The following is an 18300-nucleotide window of genomic DNA, read 5'->3' on the forward strand; positions in this document are numbered from 1 at the left end:
GCGTTTTTTTAGATATTTCTTTAAATACAGTATATATTTGGAATTGAATTGTTCAGTAAGGAGTTTGGTATGTCTATTCTTGATGCTTTGTTTTTTAAGTATTTTGGTCCTGTATTCATTAAAGAGGATAGTGATGCTGAATCTTTTGTTGAAAAGATGAAGTCGCTTTCATCAAGAGCTTCTGGAAAAATCAAAGACAAAATTGATGAACAAATAGCTATTGCTGAAGCAGGGCTTAAGGGCGAAAATCAGATTGCTTTCGAATTGAAAAATAGCGGTATGGATATGCTTATTATGCATGACCTCTATTTGGAAAAGAACGGCCTTTCAGCTCAAATAGATTTTTTAGTGATTACTCGAAAGCATATTTTTGTTATTGAATGCAAAAACCTTTATGGTAATATTGAAATTGATGAAAAGGGAAACTTTATTCGTCATATGGGGCAAGGAAAGTTTTATCGTAAAGAGGGATTCCCATCTCCTGTTTCCCAAAACGAAAGGCATTTGAATATTCTCAAAGAAATTCGTCGAGAATACAAAAATAATTTTGTAACACAGGGCTTGTTTGATAAGTTGTTCCCTCAAACATATCGCTCTATTGTTGTCTTGGCGAATCCGAAGACGATTTTGAATGACTCAAAAGCTCCTGAAGAGATTCGCAAAGTTGTTATTCGTTTAGATCAGCTTGTTGCCTATATAAAGAAAATTGAAGATGAGGATGATTCTTTAAAATCTTCCGAGAAAGATATGCACGAATTGTTAGATTCGTTCATTAAGTGTAGTAAGCCGATAAAATCAGATTATGCAAAGAAATATGAGGAAATGCTTACGGAGTTGATAGCAAATAAGGCAGAACCTCAGAGTGAAAAACATTTGGAAAAATCAACTTCAAAAGTTGTTGAAACGTTTAAAGAAGAAACTGTTTCAAAAAATGTTAAAATGACTGAAAAAATTTGCCCCAAGTGCGGAAAACCTTTAGTTTTGCGAACAGCGAAAAAAGGTGAAAATGCAGGCAATCAGTTTTGGGGGTGTAGTGGCTTCCCGAAATGTTGGTATAGAGAGTGAAATACTGCGATTTTCTCCAGTAACTATAAAAATCCTATACTTTCTGGAGGAAACAAGCGCGTTTTCTATCCTCCGCAGAACCATAGGCAACAGACTATCCCGACGATAATCAGGAAGGGGAGGATTTGTAGCAACAGCGTTATGGCGCAGGCGTCGCCCACACCTCCAAGCCCTAAAATGGCAAGGACTGCAAAAATGATAAGGAATGTCGTCAGCATAAGAACCTCACAACTATAATTTAATAGTTGAATGTGTCATATACTGACAATTTGCGACTTTTTTAAAACGCTACGTCCAGTTTTAAACCGGCGGAGCCTCCGAGTAAATCGACGGCTGGTGTAACAATGACTTTTGCGCCGTCCTTGAGCTCGGCGCGTTTGCGCTTGTAAATCTCGTAGGCGCGTTCGTACGAGGCGCGTTTGCTATTTTCGCCGGTGCCGCAGATAATTTCGCGAAGGCTGAATACTAGACCGATTGTCCCTGCGACTGTGAGGCTTACGCCCGCGATTTGTAAAGTCTGCCTGTGAACTTCAGTCCATGTATTCTTGTCGATGTTCTTATTGTCGCTAAAAGCGATAATCGTGGTGAAAACGCCGAATCCTAAAGTGATTCCGCTGATGATGCTTGTCGTGGTTGCGCGGCTGACCATATCCTTTTCGGATTGAATCAGGTTCTGGTAATAGCCGTCAAAGTCTACCTGCGTGAATTCTGCATGCTGGATGGCCTGCACGGAATCCTTGTAAAAACGCGTTTGTCCGTTATCTTCGGTGGCGTTTGCCTGTCCGAATCCGAGTGCGGCTGCGATAATCAAAAATGCAAATATTTGTTTGATCATATTTTCTCTACGAATAAAATACAAAAACAGACCGCTTGAATGCGGTCTGCTTTGTAGATAAAGAACGGGAGATTCCCGCTCGGAGGCGGGAATGACAACATCCTTTTTTTAGACGGCTTCTGCGGCCTTCTTCAAAGCTTCGGCCTTGTCGGTCTTTTCCCACGTGAAGCGGGCACCGGTACGGCCAAAGTGGCCGAGAGCGGCGGTAGCGACGTAACCCGGCTTGCGGAGGTCGAGCATCTTTTCGATGCCGGCCGGAGAGAGGTCGAAGTTCTGTGCGACAATTTCTTCAATCTTACGGTCATCGATCTTGCCTGTGCCGAAGGTATTCACGAGCACAGAAACCGGCTTGGAGTAACCGATAGCGTAAGCGAGCTGCACTTCGCAACGGTAGGCGAGGCCTGCTGCGACAATGTTCTTAGCGACATAGCGTGCTGCGTATGCTGCGCTGCGGTCGACCTTGGACGGGTCCTTGCCGCTGAATGCGCCACCACCATGACGACCCATGCCACCGTAGGTGTCGACGATGATCTTACGGCCAGTGAGGCCGCAGTCGCCGTGCGGGCCACCGACAACGAACTTGCCGGTCGGGTTCACGAGGTAACGGGTCTTCTTGTCCAAGAGCTTGGCCGGGATGACCTTCTTGATAAGCTTTTCGATGATTTCCTTTTCGATCTGGGAATGCTTGAGTTCCTTGCCGTTCACCTTTTCGTCGTGCTGGGTGGAGATGACGACGGTGTCAACGCGGACCGGCTTGTCGTTTTCGTCATATTCGACGGTGACCTGGGACTTGGCATCCGGGCGGAGCCACTTGATCTTGCCCTTTTCGCGGAGGTTCTGGATTTCTTCCATGAGCTTGTGAGCGAGGCTGATCGGGAGCGGCATGAGTTCCTTGGTTTCCTTGACGGCGTAACCGAACATCATACCCTGGTCGCCAGCACCCTGCTTGTCGTCTTCCTTGCCTTCGGCAGCCTTGGCGTCAACGCCCTGGGCGATATCCGGAGACTGCTTGTCCATAGCGACGAGCACGGCGCAGCCCTTATAGTCGAACTGGAGGTCCGGGTTCACGTAGCCGATGTTCTTGATGGTGTTGCGGGCAACTTCCTGGAAATCAACAACAGCCTTGGTGGTGATTTCACCAGAGATAACGACGAGACCGGTGTTCACGAGAGTTTCGCAAGCGACACGGCTTTTCGGGTCCTGGGCGAGGCAGGCGTCGAGGATGGAGTCGGAGATCTGGTCGGCGACCTTGTCCGGGTGACCTTTAGAAACGGATTCAGAGGTAAAAAGATAATGTGCCATTTGGGGCTCCTATAATAATTCTTTCAATTTTCTTTCTATGCGTAAATTTAGTTAAATGCATAGATTGTGGCAACGATAATTTAATCCAATAAGGCTTTTTATACCCAAAATCGCACTTTTGTGTTGTAAATAAAAATTATGTATCTATATTTCCTATAGCTAATAATAGAAAGTTGGATGGTGGAGAGTCGATTCTGGCATGGTGCCGGGATGTTTTGCTTAACAAGGAGATTTTATGGATCTGTCTTTTATGACTGCATGGTTTGACGACCTGCTCGACCCGAAATCCTTTAATGATTACTGTGTAAATGGCCTTTGTGTCGAGGCTAGCGACAAGGTGACCAAAATCGTGACGGGTGTGAGCCTGCGCGACCAGTTGATTGATGCCGCCATTGCCGAGCATGCTGACTGCATCATCGTTCATCATCCGAATGGTTTTTGGAAGGGCGAGTCTCAGCTCCCGGTTGGCAAGTTCGCAGAACGCCTCCGCAAGCTTATGAACAACGGAATTTCTGTGTTCGGTTTCCATTTGCCGCTCGACGGGCATCGTGAAATCGGCAACAATGCCGTTATTGCAAAACTTCTCGGCTTGAATCCGGTCCGTGAATTTTTGTACGAGGGCATGAGGGCTATTGGCGTGATTGCCGAATGGAATACGCCTGCCACGAGAGAAGAATTTGTGGACTGCCTGGATACGGCGTTTGCTCATGGCGTGCAGAACAAGCTGTTCTATGGTCCCGAAGAAATCAAGCGCGTCGCTATCTGCAGCGGCAGTTGCGGTGAAGCTGGTATCCGTGAAGCTATGGAGATGAACTGTGATGCGTTTGTCACGGGTAGCATCAAGGAAAGTGTCCCTATATTCTGCCAGGAAAACGGGATAAACCTTGTTTCGTGCGGGCACCACCGTTCGGAGATTTTTGGTGTGAGCGCTCTTGCCGAAAAAATCCAGACTGAACTCAGCATTCCCTCGAAATTCATCGATTTGGACAATCCTATTTAAGGGTGATGTTTGCCCTCAGGCCGCTTGTAAACTTTTGTTATGAATGGCCTGGGGTGTATCAAATGGCGTTTGGGTTATTACAAAAACCATATCAATTTCTATATATGGTTTGTAATAAAAAAATAGGGATAAAACCTTTGAAAAAATCATGCCATTTATTTACATTATCCTCTGATGAATTTTGTTAAGGCATCTATACATTTTCAGAAGTCGTCACGGGCATTGACCGTGAAGGTGCCTTCTTTTGTTCTCCGCGGTTCGCTCTTTTTGCGGATCGTCGTTGTTATTGGCTTTATCCTTTTCCTTGTGCAAGTGCTTTCGACGTCTGTCTATGACGGCATTTTGAAGCACGCCTTTTCGAGCCGCCAAAAGCTGAATAAGGAGCTTTCGCAAATCCAGAGCACGGTGGATTATATTTCCAACACTTCTGGTGATTTCTTCAAGGCCGAAAAGATGCTCCATGCAAAGCTTGGACTCCCGCTGCCAGACGAGGCTTCCCGCAAGCTCTCGACGGGTGGCCATATCGAGCCGAACGTGCAGCTTTTGCGCAAGACCTCTCCGGTGTTTGAACGTACGGCCAAGATGCACGAAGACGTTTGGCGCATCTATGGACAGATACAGAACAACGAAGAGTCCTTTAACGCTCTGACCAAGTACATTGACCAGAGCCGCTCCGTTTTACGCTACATTCCGTCGATTTCGCCTACGAATGGTCGCTATGCGTCCGCTTTTGGACCGCGTATCCATCCGGTAACGGGTGAAATTGGCAAGATGCACCAGGGCATCGATATTTCCAACGACCGTTGGACTCCGATTTATGCCCCGGCCGATGGCGTGGTCGAGATTTCCCAGCTGAGTTCCTCTTTTGGGAATTTTGTAGTCCTGAATCATGGCAATGGTCTTAAGACCCGTTATGGGCACATGCAGATGTCCGCCGTGACTCCGGGCGAGTTTGTACATCGTTATCAGATTCTTGGCTATATGGGCAATACAGGACGTTCCGTCGGTCCGCACCTCCACTATGAGGTTTGGAAGAACGGTGTCCCGGTGAACCCTCTTCCTTATATTCTCCCTAACGACTATGAAGTCGACTAATTCTCGCTAGCGTTTTTTACGCTTGGAGGGATGCGCCCGGGGAGGGTGCAATGAAAAACTATGGTGTCGTGCCGGTGGTGAGCCTGGCGCTTTTTTCGTGGGCATTCGCATGCCCGGTGTTTACTGAATTCTATCCGGACCCGAAGGATGTTTCGGACCAGGAGGGCGAGTACGTCGAAATTCGCATGGACGATTTTCGGGCGGAGTCGCTTTATGTGCAATTTGAATCCAAGGCTGCGATGGCTTTTGCGTGGCCGGAGGCGGAGCGCTTTGTGCTCGTGCATGACACGGCTAAGTGTCCGGTGGGTGCTGCGTGCGGTTCGCTTGGGAAAATCTCGCTGCCGAATTCGCGAGAGTCCGTTTGGAAACTCTGGGCTGGCTCGTGTATGGATTCTGTGACGGTGATGCAGCCAAAGCCTGGGAAAGTCATTCAGCGAGTGGGGCTGACGGATAACTGGGAATTTGTCGAAGCTTCCAAGGCTGTGTTGGAATCTCAAGAGGCGTCGGATTCTCTATTGGAGGGCGTGATGGCGGGATTGTCGCCATTGCGGGTGACGGAGGTGCATCATTGCCCGGAAGAGCCGATGCCGGAATGGGTGGAACTCTATAATTCGGGTGAGTATCCGCTCCCGCTAGAATCGTTCCGCTTTTGCGATCGTGGAGGCGCGCTAGGGAAGGCGGGTGATTCGATTCGGCCTTACCAGGCGGTGCTTGTTAGTAAGGATACGTCGTCTCTGCGTTCGGCTCTTGGCATTCCCGATATCCGGATGATTCAGGTGTCGCTAGGGTTCCTGAATAACAATGAGGGGACGCTCCGGCTTTGTTTCCGTGATAATGTCATTGATAGTGTGTATTGGAACAAGGGAACTGTTTCTTGCCCTTCGGGATTTAATCCGCTCTCGATGCGGCGGGAATTTACGCCGGGGTATTTGCCTAATGGCTTGCAAGTGAATGCGTGGAACAAGTCCCGGGCGGGAGTCGCAAATAAAGAATCGTCAAATCCGGTTCCAGCGAAGGTTCCTGTTGAATACAAACTATCGTCGCGCGTCATCTCGAAAAAGGGCTCTCCGCTTCGAGTGCGCGTGGAATCAGAACACAACGTGACGCTTTCGCTTTTGGATTCTGCAGGGCGTTGCGTGTGGAAATCCGTAGTTTCGGCAATGTCGTACGAATGGGTGAAAGTTCCGGCGCAGGAATATCTTGGCGTTGGTGCCGCTTTTGTTTCTTTGTCTGTGGGGGAATACGAGGATGTGGTCGGTATTCTTGTTCGCCCGTAGGTTTGTTTGTGCGTGCTTGTGCGCTCGGCTCTGTATGGGCCTGCTTTTGCTTCTGGGATTGCTGTTGGCGCCGGGACGCGTCTTGGCTGCGGAGGGGCATGCTTCGTTTGCCTCGCTTTTGGCAGGCGGGCTTTCGCCTGTCGGGCTTGGCGGTTACCATTCGACTCCTGCACGGTATGCGGTACCTTCGTACGGCGTTTCGTATTACTGGATGGACGATGTGGACGAATCTTCGTGGAATTTGTCGCTTGAATTTGGGAGCGATGCTTACCGCGTGGGGGCTTTTGTCGCTTATCTGTCGATGGATTCGCTGTACCGCAATTTGTATTCAGAAATGTCGTTTGCTAAGACCTGGACACTGTTAGCTTTAGGCGTGAGCTATGGGCTTGATGTGAACTGGGTTCCGGGTGATGCGCTTTGGACGCGTCACCGGTTCAAGTGGGCGTGCGATTTTAAATGGCGCGAGATCCATTTGGCGGGAATGCTGAGCGGATTTTTGGATGAGGGCGTTTCTCCTATGGTGGGGGTTCACTGGAATACAGACGAGGTTGTCTCCGCATTTATGGAATGCGATTTTGACTACATCTATGTGGGGGCGAATTTTCGCTGGAAAATCGCTGAAATTAGCACGTCTTATCGTTTTCCGGACTTTGCCGTGGCGCTCCAGTTTTCTGTTAGCGGTGCGCATTATGGTGCGTCTTACGCACGAGGTTTCAAACACAATTCTATAGGGTGGAATGGTTTTCATCTTAAGAAAAAAATCTAAATTTGGGGCATGAAACGCATCGTCCTTCTTTTGCTTGCATTGTCTGTATTTTGTGTTGCTAAACCTGCGGACGAGTCTACGGATGCGCAGGCCTTGCCCGAAGAAGAGTCCTTGCGTGATTCAACGATTACGGTGTACATCCATCCGTTGAACTTTATGGTGCCGTATTCGCACTTTTGGGGCGGCATCAACGTTCCGAACGGCATTACGGACTATCCGCAGTTTTTTTTGACGCTGGAATGGAAGTTGATGGAGAAAATTTCTCTTATCTCGACTCCGCATTTTGTACGCGTGGACCGCACCGAAGACGACGACGATGGCTACAAAATTTACGATATCGGCTTGCAGGAAAGTTTCCGCTTGTATGGCGTTGGCGGCAAGCGCTGGCGCTATTTCCAGGCGGGAATGATTGTGGATCACCTGAATATCGATACGGAAAAGCATGGGGACTTTAATGGCTGGCTGTGGGGCTTTATGCTCAATGGCGGTGTCAAGAAGGTCCTGAATGATGGGGAAGGTTTCTTTGGGCGTTTTGCCGTGTTCCTCGATGCCGGATTTGGCTATGTCTGGACGAGTAAATTTGAAGCGGACCGCAAGAACGCCTTCTTCAAGATGGACAAGGGCCTTGTCATCGATATTAATGCCGCAATAGGCTTCCAGATTTAAACGAAAAGCACTTCTCAAAGAGAAGTGCTTTATCGCGGGATAGACGAGGCTTGAACTCGCAACCTCCGGCGTGACAGGCCGGTGCTCTAACCAAAATTGAGCTACCACCCCAAAATCGTTTCCGATTCTTTGGTAGTGGACGATAACGGATTCGAACCGCTGACATTCTGCTTGTAAGGCAGACGCTCTGAACCAGCTGAGCTAATCGTCCGAATAATTACTTGTCTTTTTCCTTGCCGCTGTAAAGGATTCCAAGAGGAATAATCACAACATAAGCAATCGTCAAGATAATCGGTGCAACAGAAAGGCTTACCGGATTATCTGCCGGACCTGTACCCAAGCAAATAAAGCCAATAATGAGTAGTAAAATGCCAATACCGATAAGAATGAGATTCTTTTTGTTCAACATTTTCTACAACCTCGAGTTACGAGCCAAATATACAAATATTAAAAGTCTTGTCAACCGAAAACGCCTGTTTTTCACAAAAAAATGAAATTTTTATGTGGGTGGAAAATTTGACTGTGAAGGCTTGTGTGTATGCTGACCCCGGCACAGAGGCCGGGGTGACTGCAAAAACGAAAAGCACTTCTCAAAGAGAAGTGCTTTATCGCGGGATAGACGAGGCTTGAACTCGCAACCTCCGGCGTGACAGGCCGGTGCTCTAACCAAAATTGAGCTACCACCCCAGTGGTTTGATTCAGTCTTTCAACCGAACGAACCAAATATAAAAAGAATTAATTCGTGTGTCAAGGGATATAGGCGATTTTCTTTAAATTTTTTTCGCCTATCTCTGACCAGGGTATTTGACGCGGGTGTGGTACGTGCCGTCGAGACTGTGGAGGAACGCTTCTTCGAGCTTGGAAAGTTCCTTTACAGACAAATTGCTCTCGTTGAACTGCCCGTCCATGAACTTGTCAAGAATCGTCTTGTGGATCATGGATATGAGCGCTTCGGAGGAGGTGTCTGTCATGGAACGGCTGGTTGCTTCGATGACGTCTGCAAGCATGAGGATTGCGGTTTCCATGCTCTGTGGGCGCGGGCCCTTGTAGCGGAAATCCTCTTCCTTGACTTCCTTACCGGTTTCCTTGGCGAGTTCAGTTGCTTTATGGTGGAAGAACTGGATAAGCGTTGTGCCGTGGTGTTCCTGGATGCCTGTGGCGACGAGTTCCGGAATCTTGTATTCCTTGGCGAGCAGCATGCCCTGCGAAACGTGACCGGTCAAAATCTTGACGGACTGGTATGGGTCGAGGTTGTTGTGCGGGTTCACGCCTTGCTTCTGGTTTTCGGTGAAGTATTCGGGGCGCATCGTCTTGCCGAGGTCATGGTAGAGCGCCATCACGCGGACGAGGAGCGAATTTGCACCAATGCTTTCGGCAACGCTTTCGGCGAGGTTCGAAACCTGGATGCTGTGGTGGAACGTACCCGGTGCAAGTTCCGAAATGCGCTTGAGGGCCGGGCGGTTGAAGTCCGACATTTCCATGAGCGTAAGCACTGTCGTGATGCTGAAGACCTTTTCGACGACGTGGATCAAGAGCACGGATGCGACTGCGGTAAAGATGATGATGTTTGCGCTTGCCGCAATGAGCGTCTGGTAGAATGTCGCAAAGTTGAATCGGTTACGCAGGAGAAGCATAATGCTCACGGATGCGGCTGCGGCGACAATGCCTGCGATCATGCTCCAGGCAAACTGCACACGGTAGCGCATACGGAAGAGCGGGGCAATCACGGCGATGTTTACGACCAAACTTGTAAGCGTTGCGGCGAGGTCGTAGCCGTTCAAAATGCCGTAGAACCCGGCAGAGAATGTCGCAAATGCAAGTCCCATGCGGGCGTCATAGAGCACGACTGCAATCACAGGCGTAAACGTAATCGGGTACAGCCACATGAAGTCGATGGCGTCGGGGAGGATACTTTCGGGGCGGCTGAGCGTACCCGAGAGATTGTGGATAATCCAGAACGCAAGGAGCTGCAACACCGTGAGGAAAATAAGGCTCCACAGCTGGCGCGGTGTCTTGAACATAGTGCGCGTCGGCGTGTAAAGGCAGAACATGATGAGGAGCGTAATGATGATGACAAAGACAAGCACGTTACCATACGGGGCGGTGAGCATCTTCGAGTTTTCTTCGTTCTGCTGGGCGAGCTGGAGTGCGTCGATCTTTTCGAGAATTTCCTTGGTGATGGGGGCACCCTGGGCTACGATTTCCATGCCGCGCGGGACCATGCCCTTGATGAGCGTGACCTTGTTGCTCGCGTCGAGCTTGCGGGCTTCAGTTTCTTTTTCGAGATAGAATACGTTCGGGCTCGTGAAAACGTAAAGGGCTTCGTAGAAGGCGCTTTGCAATCCCTGTTCGGCGGAGAACGAATTTTGCAGCTGGCCGAATGCTTCTTCGATGCGGCGCTGCATGGGCTGGATTTCGCTGATTTCGAGCGTGCTTTCTTCGTTTTCCTTGATGAGCGAAATGTTCGGCTTGTTATAGATGATGTTCTTGATCTGCTTGATGTTGTAGCTGCTGCAGAACAAGCTGACTTCGGTTTCGGTCTTGGCAAGGAGCGTGTTCGAAACACCCTTTTGCATCATCTGGTAGAATACGGACATCAATGAATCGCGTGCAACGGCGTTTGTGCTAAGCGGCTTGATGGCGGTAATGGAAAGGCGCTGCTTGAGCTGGTCGTAAATGCTCGAAGCTTCCTTGATTTTCTCCTGCATGGCGGCGCTGCCGTCGTCTTTGCTGGTGCTGATGACGGCTTGCATCTTGCCGTACTGTTCGAGTTTCTTGAGGTACTGTTCCAGTTCGCGCAAGAGGCGCGTTGTTTCGTCGGCATTGAATTCAAAAATGGCGTTGATCTTGTCGGCGGCACGGGCCCTTTCGGCCTGGATTTCCTGTTCGCTCTTCGGAACTTCGAACTTGAACGGGGCGACAATCGTCCTCGTACTGAGCTGGCCCAAGTGCGGGCGCTCGGCGCGGAGGGCAATGTTCTTGTCCGGGAATAAGAGAATGGCTATAAGGATTAAGATAACCCAGCCAATAAACAGATGAATCTTTTTCTCTTTCTTGTTCATTTATTTCTCTTCTATTTTTTTTGCTCGTTCTGTTCGTAAGCTAGCAAAATGTCCTTGACTAGATGATGACGAAGAACGTCAGTTGCGCTAAATTCGACTTCCGCGATTCCCCGGATCCCCTGGAGGATTTTCATCGCGTGCTCGAGACCGGAAGTTTGGCCTTTGGCTAGGTCAATCTGGCTTGTGTCTCCGGTGATAATCGCCTTGCTGTGGGGGCCAAGTCGCGTGAGGAACATCTTCATCTGGGCAATGGTCGTATTTTGCGCTTCGTCAAGGATGATGAAGGCTCGTTTCAAAGTGCGGCCGCGCATGTAGGCGAGGGGAGCCACTTCGATGGCGCCCGTTTCTTCGTAACGCTTGAGTTTCTCGGCGGGTAAAAGCTCGGAGAGGCTGTCGTGGATCGGGCGAAGGTACGGGGCTATCTTTTCTTTGAGGTCGCCGGGCAGGTAACCGAGCGATTCGCCGGCTTCGACGGCGGGGCGCACAAGGCAGATGCGTTCGGCTTCGCCGCGTTCAAGGCTTGCGACGGCAAGCGTTACGGCAAGGAATGTCTTGCCTGTACCTGCGGGGCCCTTTGCAAAAATGATGTCGTTTTTTTCGACTGCCTTGACCAGTTCCGCCTGAGCGGGAGTCTTTGCGGAGACGCTGATGCCGAACCTGTTCCTAAAGACGGGGCTGTCGGGAATGAGTTCGGTGTAGCTTGTTTCGGAAGTTTCCTTGGGACCGAGCATGCGGTCGAGCTGGGTGGCGTCAAGAATCTCGCCGTTGCGTGCGGCGATTTTGAGCTGGTCGAGCACGGCCAGCAGGCCTGACAAGTCGGCACCTTCCTGGGGGACGAGGTCCAGACCCGGAAGACGGGTGCGTATTTCAACGCAAAAACGGCTCTCCAGTAATCGGAAAACCGTTTCACGTTCGCCTGAAATAACTCGTTTCAGGTTGTCAGACAGTGAGTAATGCCTTATACTACTCTTCATCTGTAGAAGGTTGCTGAATCGGGAGACCAAGCTTGGTCCTTGCTTCGAAGATTTCCTTGCGGAGCTTGTGGTTGTCTTCGTTAGCGGCGACTGCTTCGTCCTGAGTCTTCTTCAGAGTCTTTTCGTTGATGACTTCCTTGGGCGGTTCCTTCTTTGCAGGAGCAGCCGGCTTAGCGGCTTCGGCCTGGTTTTCGCTGTAACCCGTGTAAGAAGAGGATTCAGAAGTGGATTCGTTGCTTCCGGTGTAGCTAGCATCGCTGCTGCCAGAGTTAGAAGAACCTGCGCAAGCTGTGAAAAGTGCTACAGAAACAGAGGCGAGAACTAATTTCCATTTTTTAAGAGACATTATTAAGCTCCATTCTAGTCTTTGATGGCTAAAATATATATAGTTGTGGCAGAAAAAATGTTAAAAAAGGTAAAAATTGACTATGCAAGCACGTAAAAATGACGTTCAAGCCTATTCTCAGGTCTTTTTATCGTCCAAAAATTACGATTCCAAGAAAATTTATGCGAAAAGACGCTTGTCCTTGATGAAAAAGTTGGACTCTTTTGGCGTTTTTGCCGGGATGCCCATTGAACCGGGGGGCGAGGAAGCCTTTGTTCAAACTTGGACGCGCTTTGTGCAGGACCCGGCGTTTCTGTATTTGACGGGCGTGAACCAGGCGGGTTGCTATCTGGTGCTGGACCCGCGTGCTATGCGTTCGACGCTCTTTGTGCCGCGCAAGGACCCGTTCAAGGAATTCTGGAACGGCAAGCGCCTTGGCTTTGTGGATGGCGAAAACGTTGTTGCATGTTTGACGGGCGTCGAGGAAGTTCGACCGATTGATGATCTTTGGGATTTTGTCGAGTCGCTTGCGAAGAAATATACGAACGGCAAGAATGCGGTGGACCACGCTTATGCTTTCTATTACGAGAAGTTCAAGGGCGACCACAACGAAAAGCTCAAGAACGATTTGAAGAAGGTGCTCCGCCCCTATAAGTTGAGCGTCAAGAGCTGTGCCGACAAACACTTTGAAGACCGCCTGGTGCTGGAACCGGAGCGCATTGATGATGCCCGCGTGGCGCAAAAGATTACGGATGAGGCTTTCCGTGCGCTTTTGCCCGAGATGAAGAACATGAAGACCGAGCGCGATGTGGCGCTGTTCCTCAATTACGAAATGCAGCGCCGTGGCGATGGCGACCTTGCGTTCCCGACGATTATTGCGGGCGGCAAGAACGCTTGCTGTCTGCATTACGTGAAGAACGACGAGCAATTGCGCGATGGCGAACTTGTGCTCTTTGACTTTGGTGTGCGGTTCGGGACGCTCCATAGCGATATCTCGCGCACCATCCCTGTAAATGGCAGGTTTGACCCGCTTCAAAAAATGTTGTACGAAATCGTGCTCGAGTCTGCGAAGGTGTACCAGCGCGTGGTGCGTCCGGGTGTTGCTCTCAAGGAAATCGGCATGATTTGCTGGGAGTTCATCATGATGGAACTCGACCGCCGCCTTGTAAAGGGGGCGAAGGGGAGTTTCAAGCTCCTGTACGACAAGAGGCCGCATGGGGTGAGCCACTTTATCGGGGAACATATCCACGAAGGCGACCCGGGTTCCCGTTCTTTGGATGTGGTGTTGAAACCGGGAATGCTCATCTCTTGCGAGCCGGGGTTGTATGGCGATTTTACGGCGACAATTGATGGCAAGCGCTACCGCGAAAGTATCGGCATCCGCATCGAAGATGATTTAATTATTACAAAAAGCGGTTTTGAAAATATTTCGGAGCATATTCCGCGCACAGTAGGGGAGATTGAGGCGCTCATGAAGTGATTTTTCTATCTTTGGACAAAAGGACATTTTGCAAAAAAAGGGTTTTGTAAATGTGGAAAGTTAAAGGTTCTATAAGATTCTTCTTATCAATCCTTGCAACAGCTTTTGTTCAGGCGGGTGTGTTTATTTACGCCCAAAAAATTCTGTCGGGATCGTTCTTTGCCAAAGACGGTATCATCTGGCAGAACTTCATGCTTCAAATCTTCTTCCTCGCGCCATACGTGTTGATGGTGTTCTTTGCGGGGTTCTTCACCAATAAGTTCTCGAAGAACAAGGTGATGGCTTGGTCGTCACTCATGATGACGCTATTTGTGATAGCGCAGTCGGTCTTGGTGACGGTCGATTACCCGCGAATCGCATTCTGGCTCTCGATAGGCCTGAGCTGCGGTTTTGCCATCCACAGTGCGGCAAAGTACGCCATTATCAAGGAAATGTTCGGCGTGCGCAATTTGAGCTACGCGAACGCTTTCCTCCAGATATTTAGTATTAGCGGTATTATCGCGGCATCCTGGCTTGCGATTGTCGGCGTGAACCTGATCAACCTCGATCAGCTCGTTTCTTACGAAGCCGTGCGTCGCATTACGGAAAAGTCCGTCGTGATTCCGTGGATTTTGACGGCAGTGAGCGTGCTCGGTACGGTTGCAAACTTCATGATTCCGCGTGTGAAGTTCGAAGACTTGAACGTGAGCATTGACAAGGTCAAGCGCCATTTGAGTCTCGGTTTCCGCGTGCCTACGCTCCGTGCGTCCATCATCGCCCTTTCGATGTTCTGGGCTTTGGCTCAGGTGTTCGTGTTGACTTACCAGGACGTGTCCGGTTCTTCGACCGTGAACATGATGCAGGACTATATGTCGTTTGCAATTGTGGGTCTCATGGTCGGAACGATTGTGGCTGCGCACTTCTCCAAGGACTTTATTGAATCTGGTTTTGTGCCGCTTGGCATGTTTGGTGCCTCGATCTGCATGTTCCTCGTGCCGTTTCTTGTACATCCGGTTGCACTTGTGCTTCTTTACTCCTTGACCGGTTTCTTTGGCGGTCTCATCTTGGTGCCGGTGAATGCGCTTTTGCAGTATAACACGCGTCCGAATAACTCCGGTTCCGTGATTGCTCTTGCGAACTTGATTCAGGCTGTGGTGCTTGTGGCGTTCCTATTTGTGTTCACGATGATGGTCCGCAACACCGATGTCCGTCCGCAGAACTACTTCATTGGCCTTGCCGTGATTTCTGTGGGTGTGTTCGTCTGGTCGATTTCCAACTTGCCGCAGGCAATGCTCCGTACGCTTTTACGTTTTGTGTTCAGCCGCTATAGAATCCGCGTGTTGAACGTTCAGAACATCCCGAACGAAGGCCCGATTCTCTTGGTCGGTAACCACCACAGCTTTATTGACTGGGCTATGGTGCAGATGGCATCTCCGCGTCCGCTTTGCATTGCAAGTAACAAGGACCATTTCGACAAGTGGTATTTGCGCGCTGTGCTCAAGCGCTTGGGCATGATCCGTATTGATAACCGCAATCCCAAGGTTGCGATGGACAAGATTCATGCAGCCCTCCTCGCAGGTAAGGCTGTCGTGATTTTCCCGTCGGGCGAAGTTTCCAAGTCTCCGCACGTGGAACCGTTTACGATTGATTATTCTTCTGCTGTCGATGGTACGAAGGCTCAGGTGATTCCGTTCTACATCCAGGGCTTGTGGGGCTCTAACTATAGCTATAGCTCTTCGAACATGTTCGGTGCTTCGGCTGAACGTTCTGTGACGGTCGCCTTTGGTGAAGCTCTCCCGGCGAACACGCCGCCTAACGAAATCCGTGCTGTTATCCGCCGTATTTCTATTGACGCCTGGAACTATGCGGTTTCGTTTGTGCACCCGATTGCCGATAGCTGGATCCGCACTTACAAAAAGTATGTGAAGAACGGCCCTGCTATTTACAGCCCGGATGGCGCTCACTTCTCGGGTTACAAGCTGATGGGCGCTGTGATGGCGTTCCGTGGCTACCTCAAGAAGACGCTTGGCAAGAATGAACAGAACGTGGGCATTATGCTCCCGCCGAGCCCTGCGGGCGTGATTGTGAACCTCGCTCTCTGGGTAATTGGCAAGACGAATGTGAACTTGAACTATACGTCTTCTGTTGATAACGTGAAGTTCTGCTGCGATCGCGCTGAATGCTCAACCGTGATTACGAGCCGCCAGTTTGTGCAAAAGCTGAAAGGCCGTGGTAACGATTACTCGCAGATTGCTTCGGACAAGGTGCGCTTGCTCTATGCCGAAGACATCATGAAGGAAATCCCGAAGGTTAAGATTGCTGCTTTCCTCGTGCTTTGCATGATTATGCCGAGCTGGCTGATTCGCTTTGTGTTTGTGAAGCGCCGTGCCATGGATGATAATGCTGTTATCGTGTTTAGCTCTGGTTCTGAAGGTACGCCGAAGGGTGTGGAACTTACGCAGCGCAACTTGATGGGTAACATCCAGCAGCTTGCCTGTATTTTGAACGTGAGCCGTGGTGACGTGATGCTCTCGGAACTCCCTCTGTTCCATAGCTTTGGCCTTACGGTGACGACGCTTTTGAACCTTACGGAAGGCTGCCCGATTGTGGCAGTGGCTGACCCGACCGATGTGAAGACGATGTCTCGCGTTTGTGCGGAATTCCAGGTGACGTTCCTTGTGGCAACGCCGACGTTCCTCCGCGCCTTTACGGTGAGCCGCTATGTGCACCCGTTGATGTTTAAGTCTGTGCGTATCATTATCGCTGGTGCTGAAGCGCTCCGTCCGGAACTTGCAACGGCATTCCGCCTCAAGTTCGGTAAGGAAATTTACGAAGGTTACGGCTGTACCGAAACGGCTCCGGTGGCCTCGGTCAATACCGAAAATACGTTGTTTGATGACTATACCACGTTGCAGGTGAACAACAAGCCGGGGACGGTGGGTCCTGCGCTCCCGGGTACGCAGTTCTTGATTGTCGATCCTGAAACAAACGAAGAACTCCCGACTGGTGAAGCGGGCATGATTCTCATTGGCGGTTGCCAGGTGATGAAGGGTTACCTCAAGGATGAAGACCGCACGAAGAGTGTGATTGTCCAGAAGGATGGCATACGCTATTACCGCACGGGTGACAAGGGCTATCTCGATGAAGACGGCTTCCTTACGATTGTGGACCGCTATAGCCGCTTTGCAAAGCTCGGCGGTGAAATGATTAGCCTTGGTGCAGTCGAAAAGAAGATTCAGGATACGCCTGTTTTGCAGGGTTGCGATTACGTTGTTACGGCAATCCCGGATGCCACCAAGGGTGAAAAGATTGTTCTTTTGTACCAGGGCGAAAAGGATCCGAAGGATGTGCTCTCGGAATTGCGTGCAAGCGGCATGCCGCCTCTCATGCTCCCGTCCGCTGCGTTTAACGTAGATGTGATGCCGAAGCTTGGTTCTGGCAAGGCTGACTTTGTGGCCGCAAAGAAGATGGCGAAGGAACTGGTGGAGAAGAAGTAAGCGGCGGAGCCGCAACATGGAGTAAATAGATGAATGCTCTGACATCTGTACGTACTGCGCGTTTGGTTGCATCGCTGATTGCAATCCTTGGAATGTTCTTCTTTGCTGCCGAACGTGTGCTTGCGAAAGTTTGCGTTATGGCAAAAGACGGCGTGCAGATGGGGCTCAACCGTTATTCCAATTCGTTCACGGGGCGCTTTGCTGCCGAGAATTTCTCGGATGACAAAAAGCTTTTGGATGTTCTCCGTCAGGCAAATGAGCTTTTCCCGATTGCAGAGAAAGTCTCGCTTGCCTTGTTCATTATTTGCTTGATTCTCTTTATCGTGGCTGCTTTTGGAATAGCGTTCCCGAAGCAGTTTTGCCATGTGCTTGTGGCGATGAAGCTCCTCAAGTGGCAAGACGGGATTGTTTTGCAGGATATGAAACTCTCGGGAACTCCGTCAGAGGGACCTCGCGTTTCTGATAAACTTAAGGTACTTTGCGGAAAAATTGCCGCTGCTGCGAAAAAAGTTCAGCCGAAGTACTGGATTTTTATCGGTTGCTCGCTTGTGTTTGTGCTTGTGCTCGTCTTTGGCGTGCGCGGTTGTTCGGCTCCGAGCGTTTTCGGCGGCTCGCAGGCTGTGACCGATGACTTGAACGGACAGACTTTGTACTATATCCAGGCGCAAAAGTCGTTCTTTGCAAAGACGAATAAGGTGGGCGGGCCGAAATCCCTCCAGATGCCGGATTCTTTAGTGTCTGACTACTTTACGTATCGCATTACGGGCGGTAAGTTTACGGCGACTTTGAACAAGAATGTCAAGGATTGCCCTGCCGGTACCCGCTGGTCGGTGAGTGCGGCCACCAAGGGAATTTTCACCTTGGATCTAGTGCTTTATCGCTCTGCTCCCAAAGACTCCAATTGCGTGTTCATTTCGCCTAATTTCAAAAATCTCGGAAGAAAGTAAACTCAAACGAGTTGTCTAGAGACAACAATT

General features: G+C 50.0%; 16 protein-coding genes and 3 tRNA genes. 9 read left to right on the forward strand and 10 right to left on the reverse strand.

Translation table 11 applies throughout. The features are described 5' to 3' along the window. Window positions 1–69: 69 nt before the first annotated feature. The gene (locus tag B7982_RS00680) at window positions 70–1065 is read left to right on the forward strand and encodes a nuclease-related domain-containing protein (RefSeq protein ID WP_088659117.1); all 996 of its coding nucleotides are present in this window, start codon (window positions 70–72) and stop codon (window positions 1063–1065) included. Window positions 1066–1130: 65 nt separating this feature from the next. Here B7982_RS00680 and B7982_RS14975 read toward each other — a convergent pair whose 3' ends face one another. The 3 genes from B7982_RS14975 to metK form a co-directional block, all read right to left on the reverse strand. Further along, window positions 1131–1283, reverse strand: coding sequence for a hypothetical protein (locus B7982_RS14975; protein ID WP_198953156.1), 153 nt, complete (start codon window positions 1281–1283; stop codon window positions 1131–1133). A 62-nt stretch (window positions 1284–1345) separates the two neighbouring features. Next, entirely contained in the window at window positions 1346–1900 is a 555-nt protein-coding gene (locus B7982_RS00685; RefSeq protein ID WP_088659118.1) for a hypothetical protein, read from the reverse strand. Window positions 1901–2008: 108 nt separating this feature from the next. Continuing rightward, window positions 2009–3202: a methionine adenosyltransferase gene (gene metK, locus B7982_RS00690; RefSeq protein WP_088659119.1), complete on the reverse strand. Its 1194-nt coding sequence runs from the start codon at window positions 3200–3202 to the stop codon at window positions 2009–2011. A 235-nt stretch (window positions 3203–3437) separates the two neighbouring features. Here metK and B7982_RS00695 point away from each other — a divergent pair, with 235 nt between their 5' ends. The 5 genes from B7982_RS00695 (at window position 3438) to B7982_RS00715 (ending at window position 8006) form a co-directional block, all read left to right on the forward strand. Then, complete coding sequence (locus B7982_RS00695) at window positions 3438–4202, forward strand: Nif3-like dinuclear metal center hexameric protein (RefSeq protein ID WP_088659120.1); 765 nt, start codon at window positions 3438–3440, stop codon at window positions 4200–4202. A 174-nt stretch (window positions 4203–4376) separates the two neighbouring features. Next, the gene (locus B7982_RS00700) at window positions 4377–5297 is read left to right on the forward strand and encodes a M23 family metallopeptidase (protein ID WP_088659121.1); all 921 of its coding nucleotides are present in this window, start codon (window positions 4377–4379) and stop codon (window positions 5295–5297) included. 50 nt (window positions 5298–5347) lie between these two features. Beyond that, complete coding sequence (locus B7982_RS00705) at window positions 5348–6574, forward strand: lamin tail domain-containing protein (protein WP_088659122.1); 1227 nt, start codon at window positions 5348–5350, stop codon at window positions 6572–6574. 34 nt (window positions 6575–6608) lie between these two features. Beyond that, window positions 6609–7340, forward strand: coding sequence for a hypothetical protein (locus tag B7982_RS00710; protein WP_233138296.1), 732 nt, complete (start codon window positions 6609–6611; stop codon window positions 7338–7340). A 9-nt stretch (window positions 7341–7349) separates the two neighbouring features. Continuing rightward, window positions 7350–8006: a hypothetical protein gene (locus tag B7982_RS00715; RefSeq protein WP_088659124.1), complete on the forward strand. Its 657-nt coding sequence runs from the start codon at window positions 7350–7352 to the stop codon at window positions 8004–8006. Between the two features lie 35 nt (window positions 8007–8041). Here B7982_RS00715 and B7982_RS00720 read toward each other — a convergent pair. The 7 genes from B7982_RS00720 to B7982_RS00750 form a co-directional block, all read right to left on the reverse strand. Continuing rightward, window positions 8042–8117: transfer RNA gene (locus B7982_RS00720), tRNA-Asp, on the reverse strand. Between the two features lie 25 nt (window positions 8118–8142). After that, a tRNA-Val gene (locus B7982_RS00725) sits at window positions 8143–8217 on the reverse strand. Window positions 8218–8223: 6 nt separating this feature from the next. Beyond that, on the reverse strand, window positions 8224–8415 hold the full coding sequence (locus B7982_RS00730; RefSeq protein WP_088659125.1) for a hypothetical protein: 192 nt from the start codon (window positions 8413–8415) through the stop codon (window positions 8224–8226). A 202-nt stretch (window positions 8416–8617) separates the two neighbouring features. Then, window positions 8618–8693: transfer RNA gene (locus B7982_RS00735), tRNA-Asp, on the reverse strand. A gap of 98 nt (window positions 8694–8791) precedes the next feature. Continuing rightward, the gene (locus B7982_RS00740) at window positions 8792–11068 is read right to left on the reverse strand and encodes an HD family phosphohydrolase (RefSeq protein ID WP_088659126.1); all 2277 of its coding nucleotides are present in this window, start codon (window positions 11066–11068) and stop codon (window positions 8792–8794) included. A gap of 11 nt (window positions 11069–11079) precedes the next feature. Beyond that, a complete protein-coding gene (locus B7982_RS00745; RefSeq protein ID WP_088659127.1) occupies window positions 11080–12042 on the reverse strand; it encodes a PhoH family protein in 963 nt (320 codons plus the stop codon). Then, window positions 12032–12388, reverse strand: a complete 357-nt coding sequence (locus B7982_RS00750; protein WP_088659128.1) for a hypothetical protein — start codon at window positions 12386–12388, stop codon at window positions 12032–12034. The genes B7982_RS00745 and B7982_RS00750 overlap by 11 nt, the downstream gene beginning before the upstream one ends. An 82-nt stretch (window positions 12389–12470) precedes the next feature. Here B7982_RS00750 and B7982_RS00755 point away from each other — a divergent pair, with 82 nt between their 5' ends. From B7982_RS00755 to B7982_RS00765, 3 genes are read left to right on the forward strand one after another with little or no spacing between them, the layout of a single operon-like run. Next, a complete protein-coding gene (locus B7982_RS00755) occupies window positions 12471–13847 on the forward strand; it encodes a Xaa-Pro peptidase family protein (RefSeq protein ID WP_088659129.1) in 1377 nt (458 codons plus the stop codon). Window positions 13848–13897: 50 nt separating this feature from the next. Then, on the forward strand, window positions 13898–17323 hold the full coding sequence (locus B7982_RS00760; protein ID WP_088659130.1) for an MFS transporter: 3426 nt from the start codon (window positions 13898–13900) through the stop codon (window positions 17321–17323). Window positions 17324–17352: 29 nt separating this feature from the next. Further along, window positions 17353–18270, forward strand: coding sequence for a hypothetical protein (locus B7982_RS00765; RefSeq protein WP_088659131.1), 918 nt, complete (start codon window positions 17353–17355; stop codon window positions 18268–18270). The last annotated feature ends 30 nt before the right edge of the window (window positions 18271–18300 follow it).

The organism is Fibrobacter sp. UWB2, from assembly GCF_002210425.1.
GTDB lineage: Bacteria > Fibrobacterota > Fibrobacteria > Fibrobacterales > Fibrobacteraceae > Fibrobacter > Fibrobacter elongatus.

Bases quoted from the DNA above. Each gene is read 5' to 3' on its own strand.
- B7982_RS00680 (WP_088659117.1), top strand. From the start codon at position 70: ATGTCTATTCTTGATGCTTTGTTTTTTAAGTATTTTGGTCCTGTATTC.
- B7982_RS14975 (WP_198953156.1), bottom strand. From the start codon at position 1,283: ATGCTGACGACATTCCTTATCATTTTTGCAGTCCTTGCCATTTTAGGG.
- B7982_RS00685 (WP_088659118.1), bottom strand. From the start codon at position 1,900: ATGATCAAACAAATATTTGCATTTTTGATTATCGCAGCCGCACTCGGA.
- metK (WP_088659119.1), bottom strand. From the start codon at position 3,202: ATGGCACATTATCTTTTTACCTCTGAATCCGTTTCTAAAGGTCACCCG.
- B7982_RS00695 (WP_088659120.1), top strand. From the start codon at position 3,438: ATGGATCTGTCTTTTATGACTGCATGGTTTGACGACCTGCTCGACCCG.
- B7982_RS00700 (WP_088659121.1), top strand. From the start codon at position 4,377: ATGAATTTTGTTAAGGCATCTATACATTTTCAGAAGTCGTCACGGGCA.
- B7982_RS00705 (WP_088659122.1), top strand. From the start codon at position 5,348: ATGAAAAACTATGGTGTCGTGCCGGTGGTGAGCCTGGCGCTTTTTTCG.
- B7982_RS00710 (WP_233138296.1), top strand. From the start codon at position 6,609: ATGGGCCTGCTTTTGCTTCTGGGATTGCTGTTGGCGCCGGGACGCGTC.
- B7982_RS00715 (WP_088659124.1), top strand. From the start codon at position 7,350: ATGAAACGCATCGTCCTTCTTTTGCTTGCATTGTCTGTATTTTGTGTT.
- B7982_RS00730 (WP_088659125.1), bottom strand. From the start codon at position 8,415: ATGTTGAACAAAAAGAATCTCATTCTTATCGGTATTGGCATTTTACTA.
- B7982_RS00740 (WP_088659126.1), bottom strand. From the start codon at position 11,068: ATGAACAAGAAAGAGAAAAAGATTCATCTGTTTATTGGCTGGGTTATC.
- B7982_RS00745 (WP_088659127.1), bottom strand. From the start codon at position 12,042: ATGAAGAGTAGTATAAGGCATTACTCACTGTCTGACAACCTGAAACGA.
- B7982_RS00750 (WP_088659128.1), bottom strand. From the start codon at position 12,388: ATGTCTCTTAAAAAATGGAAATTAGTTCTCGCCTCTGTTTCTGTAGCA.
- B7982_RS00755 (WP_088659129.1), top strand. From the start codon at position 12,471: ATGCAAGCACGTAAAAATGACGTTCAAGCCTATTCTCAGGTCTTTTTA.
- B7982_RS00760 (WP_088659130.1), top strand. From the start codon at position 13,898: ATGTGGAAAGTTAAAGGTTCTATAAGATTCTTCTTATCAATCCTTGCA.
- B7982_RS00765 (WP_088659131.1), top strand. From the start codon at position 17,353: ATGAATGCTCTGACATCTGTACGTACTGCGCGTTTGGTTGCATCGCTG.